Source organism: Paenibacillus ferrarius (assembly GCF_002027705.1).
In the GTDB taxonomy this organism is placed as follows: domain Bacteria; phylum Bacillota; class Bacilli; order Paenibacillales; family NBRC-103111; genus Paenibacillus_E; species Paenibacillus_E ferrarius.
Window position 1 is genome coordinate 101823 of record NZ_MBTG01000004.1, and the last position, 24147, is coordinate 125969.

Consider the following 24147-nt stretch of genomic DNA (forward strand, 5'->3'; position numbering starts at 1 on the left):
GATTAATGTCCTCCCTTTTTCTTCTCCGTGGAGTAGTCACGTTTCCGCGGTGCAATCAAAGATACATCAATGTCTTCATAGCTGATTTTCGGGCCATCCGGCGTCCAATCGGCAATTGTCGTTTTCATGAAATTCTCATCATCACGCTCTGTGAATTCCGGCTTGTAATGCGCGCCGCGGCTCTCGTTACGCAGCAGGGCGCCAAGCGTCATCGCTTCAGCCAATTCGAACATATTCCAAAGCTGACGCGTGAACGCAACCCCTTGGTTGTTCCAACGTGCCGTATCGGTGATGTTGATGTTGTTGTATCTTTCTTTCAAATCTTTGATCTTGCCGATCGTATCTTCCAAACGATCGTTGTAGCGAACAACCGTCATATTCGCGTTCATCATGTCGCCAAGCTCTTTGTGCAGAACGTAGGCGTTCTCTGTGCCATTGTTCATTTTGAGCAAGTTCTCATAACGATCTGTATGACGTTTCTTCTCACGATCAAACACGATGGAAGACGTGTCGTCAGCATGTTTCTCTAGACCGCGGATATACTCAACCGCTTTAGGACCGGAAACCATTCCGTCATAGATCGCCGAAACGAGCGAGTTCGCACCCAGACGGTTCGCACCGTGATGCTGATACTCACACTCGCCAGCCGCGAATAGACCTGGAATGTTCGTCATCATGTTATAGTCAACCCAGATTCCGCCCATAGAATAATGAACCGCTGGGAAAATCTTCATTGGGATTTTGCGTGGATCGTCGCCCATGAATTTCTCGTAAATCTCCATGATGCCGCCAAGCTTGATATCAAGCTCCTTCGGATCTTTATGAGAAAGATCAAGGTAAACCATGTTCTCGCCGTTGATGCCAAGCTTCTGGTCCACACAGACGGAGAAGATTTCACGCGTTGCAATATCACGCGGCACCAAGTTGCCGTAAGCCGGATATTTCTCTTCCAGGAAGTACCAAGGCTTGCCGTCTTTGTATGTCCAAATACGACCGCCTTCACCACGCGCGGATTCAGACATCAAGCGAAGCTTGTCATCTCCCGGAATCGCAGTCGGGTGAATTTGAATCATTTCCCCATTAGCATACTTAACGCCTTGTTGGTAAACCGCACTCGCTGCTGTCCCCGTGTTGATAACAGAGTTCGTTGTTTTACCAAAAATAATCCCAGGACCGCCTGTTGCCAAGATAACCGCATCAGCCGGGAACGTTTGAATTTCCATGCTGCGCAAATCTTGAGCTGCGATACCACGGCAAACATTGTCGTCGTCCAGAACGGAACCGAGGAATTCCCAGTGCTCGAACTTCGTTACGAGACCTGCTGTTTCCCAGCGGCGTACTTGCTCATCCAGCGCGTACAAGAGCTGCTGACCCGTCGTTGCGCCCGCGAATGCCGTACGGTGATATTTGGTTCCGCCGAAACGGCGGAAGTCAAGAAGACCCTCTGGCGTACGGTTGAACATAACGCCCATCCGGTCCATCAAGTGAATAATCCCTGGAGCTGCGTCACATAATGCTTTAACAGGCGGTTGATTTGCCAAGAAATCTCCGCCATAAACTGTATCATCAAAGTGCTCCCATGTGGAGTCACCTTCACCTTTGGTATTCACCGCGCCGTTAATGCCGCCTTGCGCACATACGGAGTGGGATCGTTTCACAGGTACCAAGGAGAACAATTGCACATGAACCCCGGCTTCTGCTGCTTTAATTGTCGCCATGAGTCCCGCAAGGCCTCCGCCAACGACGATGATTTTCGAATTAGCCACTTCTGTTCACCCTCCCTTAATGCCCCGAATGTGCTTCTACCGGAACCGAAAATTCCGTACCTGTAAAAGCTACCAATGACATAATAAACATAACGGACATCACAACGAATGCAGCCATCCAAATAATGGAAGAATAACGCTGCGCGCGTGGTCCAACTGTAATCCCCCAGCTAACTAGGAACGACCAAATCCCATTACAGAAATGGAAGCTTGCTGAAACAACACCGATAACATAAATCGTAAAAATGACTGGATTCGTTGCAATATCATGCATCGTTCTGCCGAGATCCTCATGCGCCACATTGCCTAAAGCAACCTGCAAACGCGTTTCGAAGAGATGCCAAGCAACGAACAAGAACGTGATAACGCCGGTCACCCGTTGAAGCATGAACATTTGATTGCGGAAATACCCATAGCTCGATACATTATTCCGTGCCTGATACGCGACATAAAGTCCATAAACGGCATGATAAAGAAGCGGAAGCCAGATTCCCACGATTTCCATGAGCAGAACCAGAGGCAGACCGTTCAGCCAGTTAATTTGATCCACGAAGGCCGCCGGCCCTTTGGTTGCTTCATAGTTAGTGAGCAAATGCTCAATAAGGAAGAAGCCCACTGGAATGACACCTAACAAAGAGTGGATCTTTCGAAAGTAATACGAATTACCCATAATGTAACCAATTCCCCCCTCAACAAAATTCATAAACTAAAACTAACATCTGACATGTTTAGACAAACAAGCCACATACCATTCTACTCTCGCCGCAAACGAGCGTCAACCCATAATCATCCACGCCTATTTTGCGCCAAAGCAGTGAGCGAATATACACGGCCAGCCAATAAATGTGAATAAAAAGTGACATGTACATCGTACCTCTTTCACGCTTATAATGGAAGTGCCGTTTTTTTATATACGCTTATAACTAATTCACATATATAAATCGAAATGGAGCTGAAATGAGCATGGAACTTCTGGACGTTTTCGCTGTTGTTGTCGAACAGGTCAGCCTCAATAAAGCGTCTCAACTGCTTAATATTTCGCAACCTGCGCTTTCCCGCAAAATCATGAAGCTGGAGGAAGATTTGGGCGTGGAGCTCTTCATTCGCAAAGGGAAACGACTGGAGCTAACCAAAGTCGGTCAGATTTGCTACGACCATGCTATCGAGCTTCGCCACTTAGAGCGTAAATTCAAACAAACCATCCAGATGTATAAAGCCGCAGGCAGCCATTCCTCCATCACCATCGGAGCCAGTCTGACAACCTTGCAAGCTACCCTTCCCGATCTCATTACCGACTATTTACAGGAATATCCGCTGACCGAGATTAAACTTCTTACCGGCAAAACGCATGAAATCGTAACGATGGTCAAAGAAAACAAAGTAGACATCGGTGTTGTCGCTTCCCTTATTAATGCATCGAGCCTGCATTGCGAGCCATTATTCGATGACCACCTCTGTCTGGTGCTGCCGCTTGGCCATCCCTTCATTGATCGTACGACGATCACAATGAAGGATTTGAATGAGCTGCCGATGATTCTCTTCTCGAAGGGGACCTGGTATCGCATCTTGATGGATGAGCTTTTTCATCGCTATACCATTTTCCCGAATGTGCAAATGGAGATCGATTCCTTCGAGGCGATTATCCGGCTTGTTTCCACCTGCAAAACAGCTACATTGCTGCCAAAATCGTATTTACGGGAAGACTTAATCCGCAATAATGAATTGATCCTGCGTCAATTGGCGGAATTGGAGCAGACCAAGCGGACGACATCTCTGATCTACTCCGACCACACTTCCGATAACCCTGAGGCAATGAAGTTCATCAATCAGGCTGTCACCTGCTTCGCCAAACATCACTAAACAATGGATTCTAAAACAGCCAACTCCCCTATGCTTGGAGAGTTGGCTGTTTGTATGATTAGCGTGCTATACGTACTTGTATCCCACGCCCCAGACGGTCCGAATCCGCTGTGGCTCCTTAGGGTTATTCTCAATTTTTTTGCGAAGATTAGCGATATGTACGTCAATCGCCCGATCCGTCACGTAGGAGTCGAAGCCGCGAACGGTCTGCAGCAAATCCTCTCGACTGAACACGCGGCCAGGGTTATTGATGAAGCATTTCATAATTTCAAACTCCGAATACGTCGTTTCCACAACATGACCACGAACAAGCATAGAACGTGTATGCAGATTTAGCTCAATGCTTTTATCCACCGTCAACAACTCTTCTGAGACTTCCAGCTTATTCTCGATAAGTACCGCAGATGGCGCTCGTTTGGTATCAACAACTTTCTGATAGGTATTCGAACGACGAATCAGCGCGTGCACGCGTGCACTCATTTCATGCATGCTGAAAGGCTTGCACATGTAATCATCTGCACCCGCTCCAAGTGCTTTGACACGCTCAACCACCTTGCTTTTCATAGAGACAATCATAATCGGCACGCCGGATGTCTGGCGAACATGCCTGCATAGCTCAAGACCATCCATATCGGGCAGCATGAGATCCAGCAAAATAATATCCGGTGCAAACTGACGGACCGCCACGACCCCTTCTGCCCCATTTTCCTTCCGAATGACCTGGAACCCCTCTTCACCCAAATACATCGAAACCATATCGCCGATCATGGCGTCGTCTTCAATCATTAACACTTTATACATAGGGAATCCACCTTCGCCTGGAAATTCTCTCGTTGTGCACGTACGCTAAAGTTGCGGGCTTAATAGTCGAAAATAGACATTTGCTTGGCTACCTAATCACTTCGCTCTCAAACTTATCAATCTGAACATTCGTCCCGATAATGACCATCATGTCGTTCTCATTCACCACATCTGTTGCGGTGGGTGCAATGATGACGCCGGTTTGTTTATTGATCGCTACAACGCTGCAGCCAAATTTGGCACGGGGATCCAACTCTCTGATCGTCAAGCCGCACAGGCGTTTAGGCACAGAAAGCTCGGCAATCGTATAATCCTTGGAAATTTCAATGTAGTCCAGTAAATTCGGTGAATTCAATTGATGCGCTACACGTATCCCCATGTCTCTCTCCGGATAGATGACGCGATCTACCCCTATTTTCTGTAAAACTTTGCCATGCAGCTCAGATAAGGCTTTGGCCACAACCTTCTTGACCCCCAAATCTTTGAGGACAATCGCTGCCAGAATGCTGGATTGAATATCGTCCCCGATGGCCACAACGGCACAATCAAAGTTGCGGACGCCTAGGGATTTAAGAACATCTTCATCCGTAGCATCCGCTACAACGGTATGGGTGAGGAATTGGCTCATTTCATCAACCGCTTCCTCATCTCTATCAATGCCAAGCACTTCATTGCCCAGCTTAATTAACTCCTTGGAAATACTGGCCCCAAAGCGTCCAAGGCCTACAACCACATACTGCGTCTTCTTCATTTCCTTACCCCTATCCAATCGTGATTTTCCCCTCAGGGTATCTATACAGTTCCTTCTCTTGCTTCGGTTGCAGCGCATAAGCGAGTGTAAACGGACCTAATCGCCCGGCAAACATCGTCAAACAAATTAGAATTTTGCCAAAAGTCGTTAAATCAGGCGTCAAGCCAATGGTCAATCCTACAGTTGCAAAGGCTGAGGTGACCTCAAACAAGATTTTCAAAAATTGCGAGTCCTCTGTCGTTGATAATAACATCGTGACCATGATGACTAAACATAAAGCCATCATAGTCAACGTAATCGCTTTGAGAATGCGATCCTTCGCCAAACGGCTGCGAAAAATCACAATATCTTCTTTCCCGCGGATCATAGTCACAATCGCAGCGATAAGAATCGTGAAGGTCGTCGTCTTGATTCCGCCTCCAGTTGAGCCCGGCGAAGCTCCGATAAACATCAGGATAACAATGAAAAATTGGGAGGCTTGACGCATCGCGCCAATATCCACCGTATTAGCACCTGCTGTCCGCGGTGTTACGGATTGGAAGAAAGAAGCCAATACTTTGCCGCCTAAATCTAGCGAGCCTATTGTTCTGTTATTCGTATATTCGAATATAAAGATGATAAGGGCACCAAGCACAATGAGCAGTCCTGTCATACTTAGCACAACTTTGGAATGCAGGGAGAGACGTTTGGTGGTGCGATAATCGATCGCCTCAGACATCACAATGAAGCCGATTCCCCCAAGCACAATCAGGGCCATGGCCACAAAGTTGACGACGAAATCATTGACGTAGCCCGTTAATGAAACGAAAGGGGCATCTACAGTACCAAATAAATCAAAGCCTGCATTGTTGAACATGGAAATAGCATGCCAGATGCCGAAATACAAAGCTTTTGAGAAACCCAGGTCAAAGGTCCAACGAATTGTAAAAATGACTGCTGCTATCGCTTCTATGGTTAAGGAGTAAATAAGGACCCGCCGAATCAAGCGAACAATGCCTTCCATACTGCCTTGGTTAAAAGCTTCCTGCAGAACCAATCGCTCTTTCAGCGTAATTTTTTTGCGAAATACCAGCGCCACTAAAGTAGCCATCGTCATAAAGCCTAATCCGCCGACCTGAATCAAGCTGACAATGACAATTTGTCCAAACATCGTATAGGAACTCCCTGTGTCAACAACGACTAATCCCGTTACACAGGTCGCGGAAGTCGCGGTAAAAAGCGCATCAATAAACGGAATGGACTGCCCTGTTGCTGAAGCAAATGGAAGCGTCAGAAGACAGGCTCCGAGAACGATGATGGCGGCAAATCCAAGGACCAGAATTTGAGGTGGTGTCATTTGCCAAAAATTCAACTTTCTATTCATAGCGCCTCCTGAAAAATATGCAAAGGACACGGAATTTCATTTTTTCAACAGTAGGTTTCCCCGTTAACATGAAGAAATTCGGCATGCATGCAATTGATAGGTATTATATAACTGTTTCGGATTCTTTACTACCACTGAATTGGCATTCTTTTTAATCTGTGGTAACGTGGGAAGCAGGGTTTCATAATTGTGAATATAGAAGGGAACTTTTCTTATGCTAAGGCCGAAATTAAACCGTCATCTCCTTATTCTAGCCAGTATCGGGATCGCGCTGTATGTGGCAATAAGCGTTCTATACGGACTCCGAACAGAAGAGGCGCCAGCTGGAGAAAATCCTTCCATAACCAAAGAACAAGCCGCGGAAAGCGCGTCTCGCTTTGTCAGCGATCGTTACGGCATCAAGAGTCCAGACACTTTCGTCGTGTATCAATCCAAGAAAGACCGCAGCGGTTATTTGCAAAAAGAACACTTATCGAAGCTCTACGCTGAGACTTACGGGGAACGTTACCCTATCGATTATTATCAGGTACAAGTTGCGGACCCAAAGTCCCACAGGCAATTCCAAGTTGAGATTAATTATAAAAATGCAGGGATTATCGGCTGGCGTGAAACGACTGCTTCCGGGACCGGCGCTGCGATCAGCCTGCAGAAGGCAGATATTCTAGCCAAGCAAGAGATGCGTGCACAAGGCTTTGATCCTGACGAGATGAAGCTTCTCGACAAAGCGGATTCGGATACAGGGAAACAAGGGATGACGACGCTTTATTACACCAAGCCCTCCACTCCATTAGGCGAGTCTAATCTGCAAGTCCGAACTGATTTTGATGATAAAACTCTGGTTGGTTACACGGTGCAGTTCAGCTTACCGCCCTCCCACCTGGCTTGGATCGTTCAACAAGATCAATCTGCTTCCGTTATGACTTGGATCTCCATGGGCTTTACGGTCCTCATGACACTTGCTTCTGTTGTTTTTGCCATCATTTATAGAAAACATATGAAGTTCAGTCGAGGCTTGTTGTTAACGGCCGTATTTCTAGCCATTTACATCACCAATAACTTTAATATGTATCCCGCCTTTCGGTCCATGAGCGGTGATGCCAATAGCGATTTTGCAACATGGGCTGCCATCATTTTCATGAATGTCGTCACGCTGCTGCTTGGCATTTCGCTTTATTTCGCCCTGGTCGCCGGAACAGGCTTGTGGGCAGCAAGCGGGCAGTTCAAGTGGCCTGCATGGAAAGAAACCAAGTTCGGCGCAGAAGTTTATCACGGTATGGGACGCGGCTATTTACTTGCCCTCTTCATTCTCGGCGTTCAGCAGGTGCTGTTCTACGCAGGTGAAACAGGATTTGATGTATGGGCTGTCAACGATCCTACAGATTCTGTGCTCAATATGATCGAGCCCCGCTTCTTCCCGCTGATGGCTTGGGTTGCCGCTATTTCCGAGGAAGCAACCTATCGCTTGCTTGGCATTATTTTATTTAAAAAGCTGTTTCGCAATAACTTTATTGCCGTTCTGATTCCAAGTGTCATCTGGGCGGCCAGCCATACGCAGTATCCTATTTATCCGGTGTATACACGTTTGATTGAAGTTACGGTCATCGGCATCATTCTTGGCTATGTATTCTTGAAGTACGGCTTCCTTACTGCCCTATTCGCGCATGCGAGCATGGACAGCATCCTTATGGGGATGTCGCTTTTCTCACTTGGGCACGTCAGCGACGTGCTCGCAGGCCTCTTCTATATCCTGCTGCCGGGTATCGTCGGCTTCGTTCTGGCTTGGCTGCATGGAAAAAGGCGGCGTCCCCTTATTCCTGAGGAACTGCCGCCTCGCCTTGAAGTGCTTTGAGAATCTCGCTTGCTAATTTCTCACCAATACCTAGAGGCTTGAAGTCACCGACTTCGGCCTCTTTGATTTTGCGTACAGAACCGAAGTGCTTAAGCAGCGCCTTCCTGCGCTTTTCGCCGATGCCAGGAATCGCATCCAGCTGCGACACCACCATCGACTTCGCTCTCGATTCCCGATGGAAGGTAATCGCGAATCGGTGAACCTCATCTTGAATCCGCTGAAGCAGATAAAATTCCTGACTGTCCCGCGGCAAAGGTACGATCTCTGCCGGGTCTCCAATCATCAGCTGAGCCGTTTTGTGCTTGGCATCCTTAACGAGCCCGCAAACGGGAATGAAAAGGCCCAGTTCATTCTCCAGCACATCCAGGGCGGCTGATATCTGTCCTTTCCCACCGTCGACGACGATTAAGTCAGGCATCGTGAGATTATCCTTCAGCACCCGCTCATATCTGCGACGAATGACCTCGCGCATCGTTTCATAATCATCCGGTCCAACAACCGTCTTCACTTTATATTTGCGGTACTCTTTCCGATCCGGCCGCCCGTCGACAAAAACGACCATCGCCGATACCGGATTCGTCCCTTGAATATTCGAGTTATCGAACGCCTCGATGCGGCGAATAACGCCAAGTCCAAGCCATTCGCCCAAATTCTCTACCGCCTTGGTGGTGCGGCGCTCATCGCGCTCCACCAAGCGGAATTTCTCGTCGAGCGCGTTGCGGGCATTGTCTTTGGCCATATCGACCATCTGCTTCTTCAATCCGCGCTGCGGAATATGCACCTTGACCTTCAGCCAAGATTCGAGCGCTTCCCGAACATCCTTCTCCTCGGCTTCTGCCTGTGCTGCTTCTTTGGTTGGAGGCGCGGCTTCGGGCGCTGCGCCATCTGCCCCTGACGCATCTGAATCTTCAGATAGAGCTGAGATATCAGAAGCAGGCAATGCAGCAGCATGAGCCTCAGGAGCAGCAGCCCCCTGCACGGGCATCGTAGGCAGGAAAATCTCCTTCGGCAGCGCCGGGTTATCGCTGTAGACCTGGGTAACATAGGTGATGAAATCATTGTACTCATCGCCATAATAAGGGAACAGTGAGACGTGCCGCTCGATCAGCTTGCCCTGACGCATGTACTGGATATGTACAGCCATCCAGCCCTTGTCGACCGCGTAGCCAAACACATCGCGGTCCAGCGCATCGACTGCATTGATCTTCTGCTTCTCCATGACCGCGTCGATGTTCAGGATATGATCGCGCAGCTCTTTGGCGCGCTCAAAGTTCAGTTCCTCGGCTGCGGCCAGCATCTTGGTCGTCAGCTCTTCTTTAATAACGTCGTGTCCCCCGTTCAGGAAACGGCTGATCTCCTGCACCATCCGCTCGTTCGTCTCTGCGGATATGTCGAACTCGCAAGGCGCCAGACACTGCCCGATATGATAGTATAGGCATACTTTCTCCGGCATGGTCTTGCACTTGCGCAGCGGATACAACCGGTCCAGCAACTTCTTCGTCTGCTGGGCCGCGAAGGCATTCGGATAAGGGCCGAAATACTTCCCCTTATCCTTATACACCCGCCGCGTGACTTCCAGGCGCGGCTGAGGTTCATGAGTAATTTTGATATAAGGAAACGTCTTATCATCCTTCAAGAGGACATTGTATCTCGGGTGATGCTGCTTAATCAGATTACACTCCAGAATCAAAGCTTCCATATTCGAGGAGGTAATTATATATTCAAAGTCACGGATTTCGCTGACTAGTTTTTGCGTCTTGGCACTGTGACTTCCCGTGAAATAAGAGCGTACGCGATTTTTCAGGACCTTCGCTTTGCCCACATAGATAATGGTGCCTTCACGGTTTTTCATAATATAACAACCTGGTTTATCCGGCAGTAAAGACAGCTTATGTCGAATAACTTCTAAACTCTGATCACGCAGGGTAGGGTCTTCTTGCTCATGTTCGGTCATGCTCTCGATCTCCTTTCACACAACAAAAAAGCTCTTTTTCAGCATAGCAGAAAAAGAGCTTTTTCACACGAACAATTGTTTCTAGTTTTCAAACAAATTATTGATGACGGGAAACTACATTTTTGAGCGCTTCTTTGGATTGGAAGCCAACCACTTTATCAACAGGCTGTCCGTCTTTGAAAACGATCAGTGTTGGAATACTCATAACACCAAAGCGAGCAGCGGATTCCGGATTGTCATCCACGTTTACTTTTGCGATTTTTAAAGATTCGATTTCTTTATCCAGCTCTTCCAATACAGGAGCGATCATTTTACAAGGTCCGCACCAAGGCGCCCAGAAGTCTACAAGTACTGTACCTTCTCCTTCAACTTCTGCTTTAAAGCTGTTATCAGAAACATTCACGATTGACATGATAGTTCCTCCTTCTAAGAATGGATTTGATTTATTGATCATAACGTCTGCCTTCAAGACAGCTCATGAGTAAAGTATACCACACCAGTAGGTCAATTCAACCAAGCTATAGTGTAGCCAAAAGTTGAAGCCGGCATTCTACTTAGCAGGCAATCCTACTGGCAGCCCCTGAATCCTTTGCTGCTCAATATACGCGATTCGATCCTTCAAATTGGCTTGCAGCATCTGCAGCATTTCCATTTGTCGCTCTATGTCCTGAAGCTTCTCTGTATAGAGTGGCAGCAAATCATCGCAAAGCGACTCCTGATTTTTCATAACGCAGTTAAGGAAGCTTTCAATTTGTTCGGTCGTAAAGCCTAAGCTTAAATAGAATTGAATGGTCTTCACGCGTTCAACAACCATCTGGTTGTACACCCGGTAGCCGTTCTCCTCACGCTGAGTGGCGATGAGCCCTTTGGCCTCATAGTACCGTAAGGATCGAATGCTGGCACCGGTAAGCTTGGATAATTCACTAATCCGCATGGCCTTCACCTTTTTCCTTTTCCTTAATCAAGTAAGGATGCTTTCATTGTAAACCATGACACTAATGTTAGAGTCAAGCGTTATTTTAAAATTTCCGCCGATATTTGCTATTGTTTGCACAATTGTCACTTTGATAAGCTTTACAACTTTCGGCGAATTTGGGTATACTAAGCTTAAACTACGAATGTCGGACGTTAGGGGGTAACCACATGAGCGATCCTAAACACCCTGAGCTTCACGTGTATGAAGAGCCGCGTAACGATTTCATGGATGTAGGTATTGGCTTTGGCGCATTCTTTGGTTTCTTGTTTATCATTGCAGCCGTTGCAACTGTCATTCAAGTAATGAAATAAGAATGTTTGAGCCTAGTCCGAAAGCCGCTTTGCACTCACCTGTGAAGCGGTTTTTTTCTTGCAGCTTCCTCTTTGATGGAGGTCTCTGTAATATGCACTAGACAGCTTTACCAAATGCTACCGCAGAAGGAGTCATAATTCCATGATCAAAGTTCATCCAGAACGCCAGAAGCTCATTACATTCATCGGGTTAACTGATGCAGATTTACAACTTTTGAAAAGCAAAGAAGAAGCCTTCAAGATCATCGTGGACAAGCTGGTCGACGAATTATATGCCGAGCTTATCACTTGGCCTGAACTCATAGCCTTAATTCAGAAGCACAGCACGATCGAACGCCTCAAAGAAACGCAGCGCTGGTATTTCCTGTCCATGGCTTCCGGTGTGATTGATGAGGAATATATTAAAAAGCGGCTCTTTATTGGAAATGTACATTCTCGCATTGGCTTAACAACTTCCTGGTACTTGGGCACTTATTTAAAATATACCGATTTAGCTACATACCATTTCAAACAGCACCTTCCCGAGGATTGGATTCAAGTCCTTCATGCCCTAAGCAAAATGTTCAATCTGGATTCACAGCTCGTCCTTGAAGCCTATGAGCAAGATGAGAAGCAGAAAATCCAAACGCTCGCCGATGAGCAGGCGAACATGCTGACAACGATTTCCGGCGCTGTTCAAGATTTGGCCTTAATGATGGTTGAGCTTGGCGGCAGCAGCCAAACCGTTGCCGATACAGCCATCCAAACCGCAGAATCCCAAGAGTTATCCAACTCGCGGATCGATGAGCTCAACAACGAAATCAAGGACATCGCCAAAATGGGCTCTGTCATGAAAGAAATTTCCGATCAGACGCATCTGCTCGGATTGAATGCGGCCATTGAAGCCGCACGTTCCGGCGAGCATGGCCGCGGCTTCGAAGTAGTCGCTAACGAAGTGCGCAAGCTCGCGTCGCACTCCAGAGAATCGCTGGACCAGATTCAATCGAAGCTGAAGCTGATCACCCAGAAGCTGGAGCTTGTCAAAAAAGGCTCCGAAGAAACAACCCACTACGCCCGCACACAAGCCGCAAGCGCTCAGGAATTAACTTCGTTCGTGCAAATGATCGAAAATGTAACAACCGAGCTGGAGAAATTAAAGAAATAACGAGAAGGACCGTCAGGAGGAATTGTTCCTCTTGACGGTCCTTTTAGAATGAATGAGCACTGGTGACTATTCGCTCGCGGCATTCTGCATTCAGGATTCTGCATTCAGGACTCTGAATGCTGGACTTTGAAAGCCTTTGAATGATTTTGAATGCAGGGCAATTCACATTCGCCGCTCCACTGCAGCACCCCTGTATGTTCCACTCTTCCGCTTGGCGTCCGATTCTCTTGCTGCATGCTTGTTTTCCAGTGCTGCACTTCCACTTTGGAGCCCATTCTCCGTCTAATTGCAATCAGCTTCACACTTCCACTTTGGTGCCCATTTCTCCGTCTTCAAGCTCGTTTTTCAGCCCTTCAGCAGAACTTTCACTCAAGTCGGCGGCTTTAACGACGAAAAACTGTCTTATCAGCTCCACACCTCTGAGAATGAAGCAACTTTTTCCGTCCCAACTCCGTCAAACGGAACTATGATCCGCTATTTTGCCGAAAATCGATCAAATCCCTATCGAAACGGAACTACAATCCCTTATTTGCTCATTTTTGACTCTGAAGCCTGCCTATTATGGCAAATAGCGCCCTGTAGTTCCGTTCCATGTTAGATCCAGCCCATTCTCCCTCAAATAGCGTATCCTAGTTCCCTTTCAGCATATTCTGTACTTCCTATATATCCTGCTGTCCCATCATTTCCATAATTCCGATCATTTCCAGCTGCATTTCAGAACTTTCTGCAATTCCATCATTCCCTGCATTTCCTGCACTCCCTACATTCCCTGCATTTCCTGCACTCCCTACATTCCCTGCACTTCCTGCAGTCCCCGCATTCCCTGCACTTCCTGCACTCCCTGCACTTCCTGCACTTCCTGCACTTCCTGCACTTCCTGCACTCCCTGCACTTCCTACATTCCCTGCATTTCCTGCATTTCCTGCATTTCCTGCATTTCCTGCACTCCCTGCACTTCCACTATTTCCCACGCTTATTCGTACCCGTCACTTCAACGACATCCACAAAAGGCCGGATACGGTCCATAATCCGCTGCCCCTTGTATTCCTCGTCGCCATCTTTGTTGGTGAAGCTGAAATGCTTCTCCAAGTCATGAAGCGCATAATTGGACGTGAAGAAGGTCGGCTTGCGATTCATCCGGTGATTCACGATCGCTCCAATGACGTGGTCCCGCAGCCATGGATTGAGGTTTTCCGCTCCGATATCATCGAAGACAAGCAGATCTGTATCCTTCAGAAGGTCAATCGTTTCTTTCAGCTTGTAGGGCTCTTGGAACATGCCCTTAAGATCCTCGGCAAAATCCGGCATATACACGATGGCGCCTGTCATCCCGACTTTGGCCAGCTGATGCAGCATATAGCCCATTAAGAAGGTCTTGCCCGTTCCGAACGATCCGGAGAGATACAGCCCTCGCGGCTGCAGTCCTTCTTCCATCGTCAGGCTGACATAGTCGTTAATCTGCATCACGGCTTTGGCCCGATCCAGATCCGTCTCGAGGATATCCCCGAACGAGTAGCTGCGTGAAATCATCCGCGGATCGACGTGGAAGGTGCGAATGCGGCTGCTGATCGCATCCTGAAGCAGCTTCGCGTTGAATTTCTTGCAGGCTACTTTCTCCTCATGGATAAAAGGCTTCTCATTCACAGAGTCTGCCGTAAGCATCGTGTAATGGCCTGTCATATCATTCGGGCAGCGTTCCAAGCCTGGACAGTGCGAGCAGGTTTTGAACTCAGTCACATATTGGTACAGCTTGTTCATATTGATTTTGATCGTATAGTCATCGACAAACGGATACTTTTGGCGAAATTTATGAACTAAAGCATCGTCCATAACGGCTTTAATTTTGTCTTCGGCTTTCCGTCTCCATTCCGAATTCGGCATTGATTTGAGTAAGTGCGACAGGGATTCCATGCTTGCGGCACCTCCTAATTTATCAGGCATGCTATTTTGCGTTGCTAATTTCTAGTTTGAGCGACATTCTCCGTTACCTCACAGGCACACTTCAGCCTCGGCTAGCTCTTCCGATTGAAGCGCTCATCCAGCTTCTGCGCCATCCTGCGCGCCGCCTCCAGCTCTTCTTCGGTCAGCCTTGATGAGGCCGCGGCGCCGGCATCCGGCACCACAATCGGAATGTGCGGCTTCTGCGTTTTGCCTTGACGGCCTCTGGTGACAGAGCCGCCCGCTTTGGCGGCTTCCACCTTGGAAGCGGCCTTCTGCTTATAGCTGATCTTCTCGCGCACATACTCAACTGCATTCTCGTATGTACTGATTTGCTTGCCCAGCATATCGGATGCAACAGCTTCAATGGAAGATTTCGCCCATGAGCGGCGATCTATGTGCAAGAAGTGAATCAAAACATTAATTACTTCTTCTTTCAATTTGTAGTTGAGATCAATTTTCTCAAATATGTTAAGTACGCCGTCAGGAATGGAGCCCTGAGTAAAGAACATTTTCAAGACTGCCGTATACGGCTCGTTTCGCATAATGTAATTGTACTGATGATCGGTGCATTCGCCTCGCAGCTGCTGTGGCACCTCCAAATAGTACGCCATTTCTACGGACTTGTCGCCCGCCGTATCTTGGGAAATATCCGATTCGCCGCTTTGCGACCTTTCTTCTGTACGTGCTAACGTACGCTCGCGATCCTCATCGCGTTTCTTGCTCTGGCGATAGAATAAATTCGCATTGTATTGCATCAAATCCATTTGCAGCTCGCCATCTTCAGCAAACACGCCATCCTCGTCAAGCAACCGACAGGTCTCCTGCAAAGATAAATTATATTTCTTCGCCACAATATTAATGGCCGCCATCTGATCCGGCTTGTGCTTGAGCGCCTCAACAAAAACTCGATTACTCGCTCCCCGAGGGAATCTCATAATAATATCCGCATACAGGAAGCCCTTGGTCGTAACGTCCATTCGGGCGTCTCCCTGCTTGCTCGCAGAGGCTTCGTACAATGCTTGCTCCAACTCATAATCAACCACTTGCGTGTTAAGACGGAACAAATCATAGAACGGTACCGACAAGTTCTCCTCACTGGCATCCTGGCACTCTTCCGGCTCCGGCGACAGCAGCTCTTCCCGTAAGGAAAGCAGCATGAATTTGCCAACCTTATCCCGCAGCAGCAGCGTCAAATGCTGATTGCGGAAAAATTCATTAGGACTCAAAGGTTGAAATAACGTGTAAACGAAGACATAGTCTTCTTCACCTGGCAGAAACTTGCGGGTCGTTTGCAAAAGGCCGATGGCCTCCAGCTTGGAGGATTGTTCGATCAAATACTTGCGGCCGCGCTCTCCTTGCTCAAGCTCAAGCAGCAAAAACAATTTGCGCTGCTGCTCGAGCGACGAAAATCCGACTTTTTCTGCACTCATCTGCTGATAGAGAGCTTGATAGAGACTAATCGCAAGTCCGCCTATCATCGGCTGATACATCATCGCTAACATTTTATAATCCAAACTGCTCAAAGAAAAGTCACGGTTCACACAGAACCTGTGATTTTCGGTGAAATGCAGCATATTCGTCATTCGCATCCCGTTACAGCACCATCCTGCCTCAACCAATTACAGCTATGAAAGCTTTCGGTTTCTCTCTACTAGTCTACCACAAAAATCGACACGCTTGGTATCTACCAGAGAAAAGATAATATTACCTAAAATGAAAAAACCAACCTCTCAGTTGGCTAAATGATGAGAAATCCCTTTAACTTCCTTTAACCGCGCAATCCTTCTTGTTTTTGTAACTGTTTCCCCATTCTTTCATGAGCAAAATAATCGGGACCAGCGTTCGCCCAAATTCGGTCAACGAGTACTCCACCTTCGGGGGAACTTGCGTGTACACCTCACGATGGACAACACCGTCCTCCTCCAACTCCCGCAGCTGCAGGGTCAGCATTCGCTGTGTGATGGATGGACAGATTCTTTTGAATTCGTTGAATCTTTTGGTCCCGTCAATCAAATGAAATAATAGAATGCCTTTCCATTTACCCCCGATAACATCCAAGGTGTATTCAACGGGGCAGGCTTCTTTATTGGGATCGTCACCGTACCCTCTTTTGCGATCACGCATGGCATTCAACCCCTTTTACAGTATACAAATTGATACTACATCACATGATTGTGCTTACTTACTATTTTAGAATATATAAAGTAAACTAACAACCGTAGAAGCAATTATCGATTATGAGGTGATAGGATTATGGGTACACAAGAAACGATGAAAGCAGTAGGGCTTTATCAATATTTAGATGCCGAGCATCCGGAAAGTTTGCTAGATGTCGTGATTGGGAAGCCAGTGCCAACTGGCAAGGATTTGCTGGTCAAAGTCAAAGCAATTTCCGTAAATCCCGTCGACGTCAAAGTTCGCGCTCCCAAAGCTAAGAAGGAAACCTCCCCTAGAATTCTCGGGTGGGACGTTGCAGGCGTCGTGGAGCAAACCGGCCCGGATTGCACATTATTTCAGCCAGGCGATGAAGTTTATTATGCAGGCAGTATTACTCGCCCAGGCGGAAACAGCGAATTTCATCTCGTGGATGAACGCATTGTCGGATTCAAACCGGCAGCTCTGAACTTCGCTGAGGCAGCGGCGCTTCCGCTCACAGCGATCACCGCTTGGGAAGCATTGTTTGACAGGCTGGGCTTGTCCCGCAATCAAGAAAATAATACAGGCAAAACAATCTTGATCATAGGCGCTGCCGGAGGGGTAGGTTCAATTGCCGTGCAGCTCGCCAAATATGCCGGATTAACTGTCATTGGCACAGCTTCCCGCCCTGAATCGGCTGCTTGGGTCAAGGAGATGGGAGCCGATCAGATTATCACCCATAACGATTCCTTCGTTCCTCAATTGAACGCAATCGGCTTGCCGAATGTTGACTATATCTTCTGTCTAAACAGTATGAAGCAGCACTGGCAGAACATGGCTGAAGCCATTGCGCCTCAGGGCCAAATTTGCTCCATTGTTGAAACAGACCAACTGCTGGACTTAACTTTGCTTAAAAATAAAAGCGTCACATTCGTTTGGGAATTCATGTTCACCCGTTCCATGTTCCAAACCGATGATATGATCGAACAGCACAAACTGCTAAATGAAGTCGCGCGATTCGTCGATACAGGAATCCTGCGCACCACCTTAGCGGAGACATTAACGCCAATTGACGCTGCAAGCTTGCGGCAAGCACATGCCCGCATTGAAGCAGGACGAACCGTCGGAAAGATTGTTTTAACTGCCCCTGAGGAACTGTAGATGGCACTATTCCAACCCTTCCAATAATGAGAAAACCTCTATCGAGGCCATACAAAGATGAGCGGCCGCGTATAGAGGTAGGTTTTATCGCCAAATAGAAAGACGTTTTCGGGAACCGAAAACTTATACTTTCTATTGTGGTCAAAAAAGAACCTCGTTCCATGAAACATGGGATTCGGGGTTCTTTGGGCTGCTCAACAGGAGCAATTTGACTAATTCGTGTATTCAGCAGACGGCTGGTCTTCCTTCGTTTCCTGCCCATACATCGCAGGGTTCAACTTTTGGGCTATCGATAAATCAAGCTGTGCCCGTTCCGATTGCTCATCTTCCAAGCTATCTATCCATAGGTGAATCAAATCATTCATCTTGGGAGCCTGCTTAAAGGGAATTTGGTGCTTCGTTTCCTTCAAGAAATAAAGCGAACTATGCGGCAATTCCTTGTGAAGCAGCATCGCATAGCGATGAAAAATAGCATCCTTTTGACCATAGATCAAAAGAATTGGATGCTGAATCCTGTGCAACCGCTTCGTGCAAGAGTATGTAAGGGACTGCTCAAAAAAAGACTGCACATTGTCAGAAGCATCGCTGAGAGCACTCTCGTACAGATGCCGATAGGTCGCTTCGTTATCCGCATTTCCATAAAAGACTGCCTTTTTCAACAACTTCAGCAGCAGCTCAGAGCCTGCCATTCTCGAAGCAAGCCAAACCCGGCTTCTGTTATAAGAATCTGTCAATTCTGACATTCCGCTAACCACAATTCCCCCTAGGAAACGTTCCGGATAAGAGAGCAATGCTTCAAGCAGCACAGAACCACCAGTAGAATAACCGCAGAGGAATGCTTTCTCGATCCCGATGTAATCCATCAATTGACGAATATCCTCCGTGATAAGCGCATAATCGAGCGTTCGCTCAGAGGATTGGCTGGCCCCATGTCCTCGAATATCGAAGGTAATCACTTGGTAATGTTCGGATAGTTGATTCTTTTGATAGGCGAAAGCCTGCGAGGTTAATAATGGCGGATGAATAAAGACGATAGGCGTTCCGGTTCCCGTCATTTCATAATGCAGGATCGTCCCATTCACATAGGCAAAAGGCAAAGTAGTCTCCTCCGTTAGATCAATTTCGATCAATCCACCTTAGCGTGACCAACTCTGCCTGCTTTTATGACATTAAAACATTTTGAAACCTCGGATTCGCAGCGCTTTAATCGCCGATCCACTCAGGATTGCGCCTGCCAAACCACCGATTGCCGGTACGATGTCTACAATTGTGAAACTCTCTCCGCTGGAAAGGAAAGAAGCCGATCCAGATCCAATTGATCCATAAATCACAACACCGATAACCAGAGCAATGAATGCATACAGCGGAAACCAGGTTGTTTTCATCAACATATTCAAAATAAAACCGATTCCAAAAAATAACACCATCATCAAGACAGTGGCGATGACCATTTGCAGCACAGTATGCTCCCCCTTAACTTATCAAAAACTCATTCTTTCTCTTCTTAATTGTCCTTATAATTGTAATCCACGAATGGATACAGGTAAAGTGTACACAAATTGAACATTTCACATTTCACCCTTTGTTCATTTGCCCTTTCCCCATGAATTGGATACAATGTAGGGGATATTAGCCTTGAATGGAGGAACACTCATGAGTGAAGCCGTACAAACGCTGGAAGGCTGGTATGCGCTCCATGATTTCCGTCTAATCGACTGGAACGCATGGCATGCTGCAACCCCGCAGGAGCGTAAACACGCAACAGAAGAACTTAACACTTTCCTGTCCCAATGGCAGCAAGTGGAAAACGATAAACTCGGCAGCACGGCCGTTTATAGCATCGTTGGTCAAAAAGCTGATTTTGTTTTCATGCAACTGCGTGAAACGCTGGAAGAGCTGAATGATCTGGAAAATGCTTTTAACAAATCCAGCTTCGCTGCATTCACAATTCCGGTCTATTCCTATGTATCTATTGTAGAATTAAGCAGCTACTTGGCTAAACCGGGCGTTGATCCGGCTGAAGATCCAGAATTGCAAGCACGCTTGAAGCCGATTCTGCCCAAAGCGAAGCATATCTGCTTCTATCCGATGAACAAACGCCGCGATGGCAATGACAACTGGTACATGCTCCCTGCTGATGATCGCAAAACGATGATGCGCAGCCATGGCATGATCGGACGTACATACGCTGGTAAAGTGAAACAAATTATCACGGGTTCTGTTGGCTTGGATGATTGGGAATGGGGCGTTACCCTCTTCTCGGAAGACCCGCTTCATTTCAAGAAGCTCGTGTATGAAATGCGTTTTGACGAAGTGAGCGCACGTTTTGGCGAATTCGGCGATTTCTACGTAGGCAATCTGCTTACACCTGAGAAATTCGCACAATTAATCCAAGTATAATTATTAAATAAAGAGTGATGGACCTTTGGTCTGTCGCTCTTTTTTCACATTGTGGACATTAATGCAAGCCGATAAACAACCACCACGAGTTTACATGGCAAAAAAAAGAAACACCGCTTGATCCCGAGCGATGCTTCCTAATTGCAAATCCTTAATCTTCATCCTCGTCGTCCCGCAGGGCAGCCTCTAATTCAGCTTCCATTTGCGCTTTGCGGGCCAGATACGCCTCGGTATCGCGGTCACGCTGACGACCTTTCTCCTTCAATCGTTCGATAGCAGGAAGAATTAGAATATCAATTTCTTTCTGGACAACAGCTACATGGTCATATCGTTTCTCAGACTCCAGAAAATGACCAACCTCGATCAGAGCATTGTAACGATCCAGTTCATCCCGGGTAAGAAGTCCTCTTACTTGGACACTGCAGTGCCGCATGGCTATTCCCCCGTTGCTTGAAGATTCCTAGAAACGCCCTTTGCGAATTACGAGCGGAATGCCGCCGATAATGTACAGGTATCTCATATCAACCACTTTTTTCATCATGGCTGCAACGTTACCTTTCAATTTCCGGGAGCCTACGATACCGATCGCTTGACCTTTACCAAGGGAAGCCACCGTACCTTTGTTGGAGAACTTAAATGTTTTCATTTGCGAACCGCGAATGGAAGCAATCAAGTTATGCGCAACAGCTTCGCCTTGCTGCATGGCGATTTGGGCCGTTGGAGGGAATGGTCTGCCTTCATCGTTCATCACGATGGAACAGTCGCCTACAACATAGATATTGTCGAATTGCGGAGCACGCAGATGCTCGTCAACTTTAATGCGGCCGCGCATCGTTTCGAAACCTGCTTCATCCAGCATATGGTTGCCGCGGATTCCGCCTGTCCATACCACTGTTGCTGCTTTGATGAACTCGTCGCCAGCAATCAGCACACCTTCAGGCGTACATTCTTTGATGGCGGTACCGATTTTGAAAGTGATGCCTTTATCTGTTAGCACTTTCATTGCATATTCAACCAGCTCAGGATCAAAACCTGGCAATGCAGTTGGAGCTGCTTCAATATTATAAATCTTCACCAAGGAAGGATCTACGTCGAACTCTTTGCAAAGCTGCGGAATACGGTCAGCAAGTTCACCGATGAACTCGATACCTGTGAAGCCTGCTCCACCGATGACGAATGTCAGGTAATCTTTGCGGTCCGGTTCACGCTTGTACTTCGCGAATTGGTACTCAATGTGCTCACGAATGAAACGAACGCTATTGATACTGCGAATGTTCAATGCATTCTCTTTAAGCCCCGGAATACCGAAAGTTTCAGCTTCGCCGCCTAGTCCGATAACCAAGTAATCGTAGGAAAGCGTCCCATCTTCAAGAATAACCTTTTTCTCATGAGGACGGATTTGTGTAACCGTTGATTTCACGAAATCTACTTTAAATTCATCAATCAACTTCAAAATGTTCACGCGTGCATTTTCAGGATTATCCGTCCCAGCCGCAGGCATATGAAGATGTGTTGTAATGTAATGGTAGTCATGTTTGTTCACAAGTGTTACATCAGCTTCATTGTAATTTAATTCTTTTTGCAAACGAATAGCAGAAAGAATCCCGCCATAACCGGCGCCTAAAATAACGATTCTTGGTATTCTACTCATGTTTCTCTCACTTCCATATCCGTATTTATAGTCCTATGGTTTCTCTATTTTGTGAAAAATTACACAAACAGCTTCAAAAGTTGTATACTGCTTCTAGTTTGCACTCACTCACAGCGAATTATGATGAAACAAGCTGAAATTCGTCACAAGATGGATAAACTGATTCTCATGATATAATATAATTTTCATTAGTAAATATCAAGTGCTATTTTGGCTTAAAATAAGGCATACGGGGCATTCTAGCTTGTCCATGCATTGTAAGCATAACTTATCATATATATAAACGAAATATATAAATAAATCACACTTTTCTGTTTCCTTCAATAGAAGAGACGTTTATAATGGAATAATGATTGTGACTGTACTGAGAATTATTCTTACTCACCATCAAAGGAACTGAATCGGAGGAGTTTATTCAAATGAGCGAGAAAGAGACAAATCAAGACATTGTAGACATTATTGTAATTGGCGGCGGTCCTGCAGGGATGTTCGCTTCCTTCTACGCAGGGATGCGTCAAGCATCCGTGAAAATTATTGAAAGTATGCCGCAGCTCGGCGGACAACTTGCAGCCTTATATCCGGAGAAATACATCTACGATGTTGCCGGCTTTCCGAAAGTAACAGCGCAAGAATTAGTTAACAACCTGCTCTCCCAAATGAAACATTTCCCTATCCAAGTGTGCCTGGAAGAGAAAGTCCACCAAGTGGTGAAAAGCGAAGAGCGCCTTTTCGAAGTTACGACAGACTTGGGCACGCATTACAGCCGCGCTGTGATCGTAACTGGCGGGGTTGGCGCATTCGAACCACGTCGTCTGGAGCTTCCCGAAGCGGCACAGTTCGAGAAGAAGAACCTGCACTACTTCGTCAGCGATCTGAATGCTTTCGCAGGTCAAAAAGTATTGATCAGCGGCGGTGGCGACTCCGCAGTTGACTGGGCTCTGATGCTTGAGCCAATCGCTGAGAAAGTAACCCTTATTCATCGCAGAGATAAATTCCGTGCCCATGAGCACAGTGTTGAGAACTTGATGAATTCCAAAGTAAACGTTGTGACGCCTACCGAAATCACATCGCTTCATGGGACAGACCGCATTGAGCAAGTCACGCTCAAAGACATCAAATCCGGTGAAGAAACCGTTCACGATGTGGATGCTGTTATCATTAACTTCGGATTCGTGTCTTCTCTTGGACCGATCTCCGAATGGGGACTTGAGATCGAGAACGGATCCATCGTTGTTGATTCCAGAATGGAAACGAACATTCCAGGTATCTTCGCAGCCGGGGATATCACAACCTATCCTGGCAAATTAAAATTGATTGCGGTTGGCTTCGGAGAAGCACCTACAGCGATTAACAACGCCAAAGTGTATATTGACCCTACAGCTAAGCTTTCACCAGGACACAGCAGCAACCTTAAATTTTAATCATTTTTCTACATAAAAAGGGGTATTCTATTCCTAATCCACAGATTAGGAGGAATACCCCTTTGTCTTATATATGTCCGGTCTGTAATGGCCTGCAGGAAATGCATACGGAATGTCCTAACTGCTCGCAGCCTGTCAGTGATTATGGGAGATTAAGTGATTATGTCGGTCCCTATTCTCCTTATCTGGAGATAGATGAGATTTCCTCATCCGTGGGAACAAAGATCGACCAACAGGGTGCGTGCGTCCATCTTGTCGTATGTTCCGCTTGCACGCACAGTTATACCATCCAGATCAACTCTTCGATCTAACTATTGCTTATCATGATCTTAATTGAGCGGTGTTTCATCCTTCATCAAAACATGCAGTTTCAAATTCCGTCTTTGAATTTCTGCGAGCAATAGGTCAACAAAATCAGATTCCAATCTCAAATCCAGTGCTTTGTAATAAGAGTCGATCAATGTTTCGTCGCTAATTTGTCTCACTGAAATCACCTTTATTCTATAATTTGTAATTATATTATCACGGGGGAAAAATTAGAACAAGCGTTCCGTTATCCACAGAAGATTGTGCATATCCTGTGGGTAGATTGTTGATATGTCTCATAATCTCTTTAAATGCATAGGGTATAATGTGTATAAAGTTATGCACATACTGGATAT

The 24147-nt window shown here is 46.8% G+C and carries 27 protein-coding genes; 8 read left to right on the forward strand and 19 right to left on the reverse strand.

The window, feature by feature from the left end:
- Positions 1–2 precede the first annotated feature (2 nt).
- From sdhA to BC351_RS43830, 3 genes are read right to left on the reverse strand one after another with little or no spacing between them, the layout of a single operon-like run.
- On the reverse strand, positions 3–1766 hold the full coding sequence (gene sdhA, locus BC351_RS05780) for a succinate dehydrogenase flavoprotein subunit (protein WP_079409780.1): 1764 nt from the start codon (positions 1764–1766) through the stop codon (positions 3–5).
- Between the two features lie 16 nt (positions 1767–1782).
- Positions 1783–2436, reverse strand: a complete 654-nt coding sequence (locus BC351_RS05785; protein ID WP_079409781.1) for a succinate dehydrogenase cytochrome b558 subunit — start codon at positions 2434–2436, stop codon at positions 1783–1785.
- 58 nt (positions 2437–2494) lie between these two features.
- Positions 2495–2629, reverse strand: coding sequence for a hypothetical protein (locus tag BC351_RS43830; protein WP_275942608.1), 135 nt, complete (start codon positions 2627–2629; stop codon positions 2495–2497).
- Positions 2630–2729: 100 nt separating this feature from the next.
- Between BC351_RS43830 and BC351_RS05790 the strand changes: the two genes are divergently transcribed.
- Positions 2730–3626 (forward strand): LysR family transcriptional regulator, encoded by an 897-nt coding sequence (locus BC351_RS05790; RefSeq protein WP_079409782.1) that lies wholly within the window; start codon positions 2730–2732, stop codon positions 3624–3626.
- Positions 3627–3692: 66 nt separating this feature from the next.
- On the opposite strand, the gene BC351_RS05795 is transcribed toward BC351_RS05790, so the two are convergent.
- From BC351_RS05795 to BC351_RS05805, 3 genes are all read right to left on the reverse strand, one after another.
- Positions 3693–4427 (reverse strand): response regulator transcription factor, encoded by a 735-nt coding sequence (locus BC351_RS05795; protein WP_079409783.1) that lies wholly within the window; start codon positions 4425–4427, stop codon positions 3693–3695.
- A gap of 88 nt (positions 4428–4515) precedes the next feature.
- Positions 4516–5178: a potassium channel family protein gene (locus BC351_RS05800; protein WP_079409784.1), complete on the reverse strand. Its 663-nt coding sequence runs from the start codon at positions 5176–5178 to the stop codon at positions 4516–4518.
- 10 nt (positions 5179–5188) lie between these two features.
- Positions 5189–6541, reverse strand: coding sequence for a TrkH family potassium uptake protein (locus BC351_RS05805; protein ID WP_079409785.1), 1353 nt, complete (start codon positions 6539–6541; stop codon positions 5189–5191).
- A 214-nt stretch (positions 6542–6755) separates the two neighbouring features.
- Between BC351_RS05805 and BC351_RS05810 the strand changes: the two genes are divergently transcribed.
- Complete coding sequence (locus BC351_RS05810) at positions 6756–8390, forward strand: CPBP family intramembrane glutamic endopeptidase (RefSeq protein WP_079409786.1); 1635 nt, start codon at positions 6756–6758, stop codon at positions 8388–8390.
- On the opposite strand, the gene uvrC is transcribed toward BC351_RS05810, so the two are convergent.
- From uvrC to BC351_RS05825, 3 genes are all read right to left on the reverse strand, one after another.
- Entirely contained in the window at positions 8350–10344 is a 1995-nt protein-coding gene (gene uvrC / locus BC351_RS05815; RefSeq protein WP_079409787.1) for an excinuclease ABC subunit UvrC, read from the reverse strand. The genes BC351_RS05810 and uvrC overlap by 41 nt on opposite strands.
- A gap of 97 nt (positions 10345–10441) precedes the next feature.
- Positions 10442–10756, reverse strand: a complete 315-nt coding sequence (gene trxA, locus BC351_RS05820; RefSeq protein ID WP_057307540.1) for a thioredoxin — start codon at positions 10754–10756, stop codon at positions 10442–10444.
- A 138-nt stretch (positions 10757–10894) separates the two neighbouring features.
- The gene (locus tag BC351_RS05825) at positions 10895–11278 is read right to left on the reverse strand and encodes a MerR family transcriptional regulator (protein WP_079409933.1); all 384 of its coding nucleotides are present in this window, start codon (positions 11276–11278) and stop codon (positions 10895–10897) included.
- 209 nt (positions 11279–11487) lie between these two features.
- On the opposite strand from BC351_RS05825, the gene BC351_RS41385 reads away from it, so the two are divergent.
- Both BC351_RS41385 and BC351_RS05830 read left to right on the forward strand, forming a co-directional pair.
- Complete coding sequence (locus tag BC351_RS41385; protein ID WP_144028285.1) at positions 11488–11631, forward strand: YqzM family protein; 144 nt, start codon at positions 11488–11490, stop codon at positions 11629–11631.
- Positions 11632–11773: 142 nt separating this feature from the next.
- Complete coding sequence (locus tag BC351_RS05830; RefSeq protein ID WP_079409788.1) at positions 11774–12775, forward strand: globin-coupled sensor protein; 1002 nt, start codon at positions 11774–11776, stop codon at positions 12773–12775.
- Between the two features lie 104 nt (positions 12776–12879).
- On the opposite strand, the gene BC351_RS05835 is transcribed toward BC351_RS05830, so the two are convergent.
- The 5 genes from BC351_RS05835 to BC351_RS05855 all read right to left on the reverse strand — a co-directional run bounded on the left by BC351_RS05835 (position 12880) and on the right by BC351_RS05855 (position 16840).
- Positions 12880–13077: a hypothetical protein gene (locus BC351_RS05835; protein ID WP_079409789.1), complete on the reverse strand. Its 198-nt coding sequence runs from the start codon at positions 13075–13077 to the stop codon at positions 12880–12882.
- A gap of 357 nt (positions 13078–13434) precedes the next feature.
- Positions 13435–13746, reverse strand: a complete 312-nt coding sequence (locus tag BC351_RS05840) for a hypothetical protein (protein WP_208629618.1) — start codon at positions 13744–13746, stop codon at positions 13435–13437.
- Positions 13736–14686: a primosomal protein DnaI gene (gene dnaI, locus BC351_RS05845; RefSeq protein WP_079409790.1), complete on the reverse strand. Its 951-nt coding sequence runs from the start codon at positions 14684–14686 to the stop codon at positions 13736–13738. Before dnaI ends, BC351_RS05840 begins: the two co-directional genes overlap by 11 nt.
- Positions 14687–14787: 101 nt before the next feature.
- On the reverse strand, positions 14788–16305 hold the full coding sequence (locus tag BC351_RS05850; RefSeq protein ID WP_079409791.1) for a replication initiation and membrane attachment family protein: 1518 nt from the start codon (positions 16303–16305) through the stop codon (positions 14788–14790).
- Between the two features lie 169 nt (positions 16306–16474).
- Positions 16475–16840, reverse strand: coding sequence for a winged helix-turn-helix transcriptional regulator (locus BC351_RS05855; protein ID WP_079409792.1), 366 nt, complete (start codon positions 16838–16840; stop codon positions 16475–16477).
- A 129-nt stretch (positions 16841–16969) separates the two neighbouring features.
- Here BC351_RS05855 and BC351_RS05860 point away from each other — a divergent pair, with 129 nt between their 5' ends.
- Positions 16970–18013 (forward strand): zinc-binding alcohol dehydrogenase family protein, encoded by a 1044-nt coding sequence (locus BC351_RS05860; RefSeq protein WP_079409793.1) that lies wholly within the window; start codon positions 16970–16972, stop codon positions 18011–18013.
- Between the two features lie 212 nt (positions 18014–18225).
- Here the strand turns inward: BC351_RS05860 and BC351_RS05865 are convergent, their stop codons facing one another.
- Both BC351_RS05865 and BC351_RS05870 read right to left on the reverse strand, forming a co-directional pair.
- The gene (locus tag BC351_RS05865; RefSeq protein WP_244208896.1) at positions 18226–19143 is read right to left on the reverse strand and encodes an alpha/beta fold hydrolase; all 918 of its coding nucleotides are present in this window, start codon (positions 19141–19143) and stop codon (positions 18226–18228) included.
- A 39-nt stretch (positions 19144–19182) separates the two neighbouring features.
- On the reverse strand, positions 19183–19473 hold the full coding sequence (locus tag BC351_RS05870; protein ID WP_079409795.1) for a YuiB family protein: 291 nt from the start codon (positions 19471–19473) through the stop codon (positions 19183–19185).
- A 193-nt stretch (positions 19474–19666) separates the two neighbouring features.
- Between BC351_RS05870 and hemQ the strand changes: the two genes are divergently transcribed.
- Positions 19667–20413: a hydrogen peroxide-dependent heme synthase gene (hemQ, locus tag BC351_RS05875; RefSeq protein WP_079409796.1), complete on the forward strand. Its 747-nt coding sequence runs from the start codon at positions 19667–19669 to the stop codon at positions 20411–20413.
- 151 nt (positions 20414–20564) lie between these two features.
- Here the strand turns inward: hemQ and BC351_RS05880 are convergent, their stop codons facing one another.
- Positions 20565–20846: a hypothetical protein gene (locus BC351_RS05880; RefSeq protein ID WP_079409797.1), complete on the reverse strand. Its 282-nt coding sequence runs from the start codon at positions 20844–20846 to the stop codon at positions 20565–20567.
- Positions 20847–20873: 27 nt separating this feature from the next.
- Positions 20874–22064 carry an NAD(P)/FAD-dependent oxidoreductase gene (locus tag BC351_RS05885; protein WP_079409798.1) on the reverse strand — a complete coding sequence of 397 codons (1191 nt, stop codon included), beginning with the start codon at positions 22062–22064 and terminating at the stop codon, positions 20874–20876.
- A gap of 419 nt (positions 22065–22483) precedes the next feature.
- Between BC351_RS05885 and BC351_RS05890 the strand changes: the two genes are divergently transcribed.
- Positions 22484–23485 (forward strand): NAD(P)/FAD-dependent oxidoreductase, encoded by a 1002-nt coding sequence (locus tag BC351_RS05890; protein ID WP_079409799.1) that lies wholly within the window; start codon positions 22484–22486, stop codon positions 23483–23485.
- Positions 23486–23547: 62 nt separating this feature from the next.
- Positions 23548–23796 (forward strand): hypothetical protein, encoded by a 249-nt coding sequence (locus tag BC351_RS41390; RefSeq protein ID WP_144028286.1) that lies wholly within the window; start codon positions 23548–23550, stop codon positions 23794–23796.
- Positions 23797–23814: 18 nt separating this feature from the next.
- Here BC351_RS41390 and sda read toward each other — a convergent pair whose 3' ends face one another.
- On the reverse strand, positions 23815–23970 hold the full coding sequence (sda, locus tag BC351_RS05895) for a sporulation histidine kinase inhibitor Sda (RefSeq protein WP_079409800.1): 156 nt from the start codon (positions 23968–23970) through the stop codon (positions 23815–23817).
- Positions 23971–24147 lie beyond the last annotated feature (177 nt).

Coding starts and splice junctions, on each gene's coding strand:
- BC351_RS05890 (WP_079409799.1), top strand. CDS start 22,484: ATGAGCGAGAAAGAGACAAATCAAGACATTGTAGACATTATTGTAATT.
- BC351_RS05790 (WP_079409782.1), top strand. CDS start 2,730: ATGGAACTTCTGGACGTTTTCGCTGTTGTTGTCGAACAGGTCAGCCTC.
- BC351_RS43830 (WP_275942608.1), bottom strand. CDS start 2,629: ATGTCACTTTTTATTCACATTTATTGGCTGGCCGTGTATATTCGCTCA.
- BC351_RS05855 (WP_079409792.1), bottom strand. CDS start 16,840: ATGCGTGATCGCAAAAGAGGGTACGGTGACGATCCCAATAAAGAAGCC.
- uvrC (WP_079409787.1), bottom strand. CDS start 10,344: ATGACCGAACATGAGCAAGAAGACCCTACCCTGCGTGATCAGAGTTTA.
- BC351_RS41385 (WP_144028285.1), top strand. CDS start 11,488: ATGAGCGATCCTAAACACCCTGAGCTTCACGTGTATGAAGAGCCGCGT.
- BC351_RS05850 (WP_079409791.1), bottom strand. CDS start 16,305: ATGCGAATGACGAATATGCTGCATTTCACCGAAAATCACAGGTTCTGT.
- dnaI (WP_079409790.1), bottom strand. CDS start 14,686: ATGGAATCCCTGTCGCACTTACTCAAATCAATGCCGAATTCGGAATGG.
- BC351_RS05785 (WP_079409781.1), bottom strand. CDS start 2,436: ATGGGTAATTCGTATTACTTTCGAAAGATCCACTCTTTGTTAGGTGTC.
- BC351_RS05810 (WP_079409786.1), top strand. CDS start 6,756: ATGCTAAGGCCGAAATTAAACCGTCATCTCCTTATTCTAGCCAGTATC.
- BC351_RS05830 (WP_079409788.1), top strand. CDS start 11,774: ATGATCAAAGTTCATCCAGAACGCCAGAAGCTCATTACATTCATCGGG.
- BC351_RS05880 (WP_079409797.1), bottom strand. CDS start 20,846: ATGCGGCACTGCAGTGTCCAAGTAAGAGGACTTCTTACCCGGGATGAA.
- trxA (WP_057307540.1), bottom strand. CDS start 10,756: ATGTCAATCGTGAATGTTTCTGATAACAGCTTTAAAGCAGAAGTTGAA.
- BC351_RS05800 (WP_079409784.1), bottom strand. CDS start 5,178: ATGAAGAAGACGCAGTATGTGGTTGTAGGCCTTGGACGCTTTGGGGCC.
- BC351_RS05860 (WP_079409793.1), top strand. CDS start 16,970: ATGGGTACACAAGAAACGATGAAAGCAGTAGGGCTTTATCAATATTTA.
- hemQ (WP_079409796.1), top strand. CDS start 19,667: ATGAGTGAAGCCGTACAAACGCTGGAAGGCTGGTATGCGCTCCATGAT.
- BC351_RS05825 (WP_079409933.1), bottom strand. CDS start 11,278: ATGCGGATTAGTGAATTATCCAAGCTTACCGGTGCCAGCATTCGATCC.
- BC351_RS05795 (WP_079409783.1), bottom strand. CDS start 4,427: ATGTATAAAGTGTTAATGATTGAAGACGACGCCATGATCGGCGATATG.
- BC351_RS05885 (WP_079409798.1), bottom strand. CDS start 22,064: ATGAGTAGAATACCAAGAATCGTTATTTTAGGCGCCGGTTATGGCGGG.
- BC351_RS05805 (WP_079409785.1), bottom strand. CDS start 6,541: ATGAATAGAAAGTTGAATTTTTGGCAAATGACACCACCTCAAATTCTG.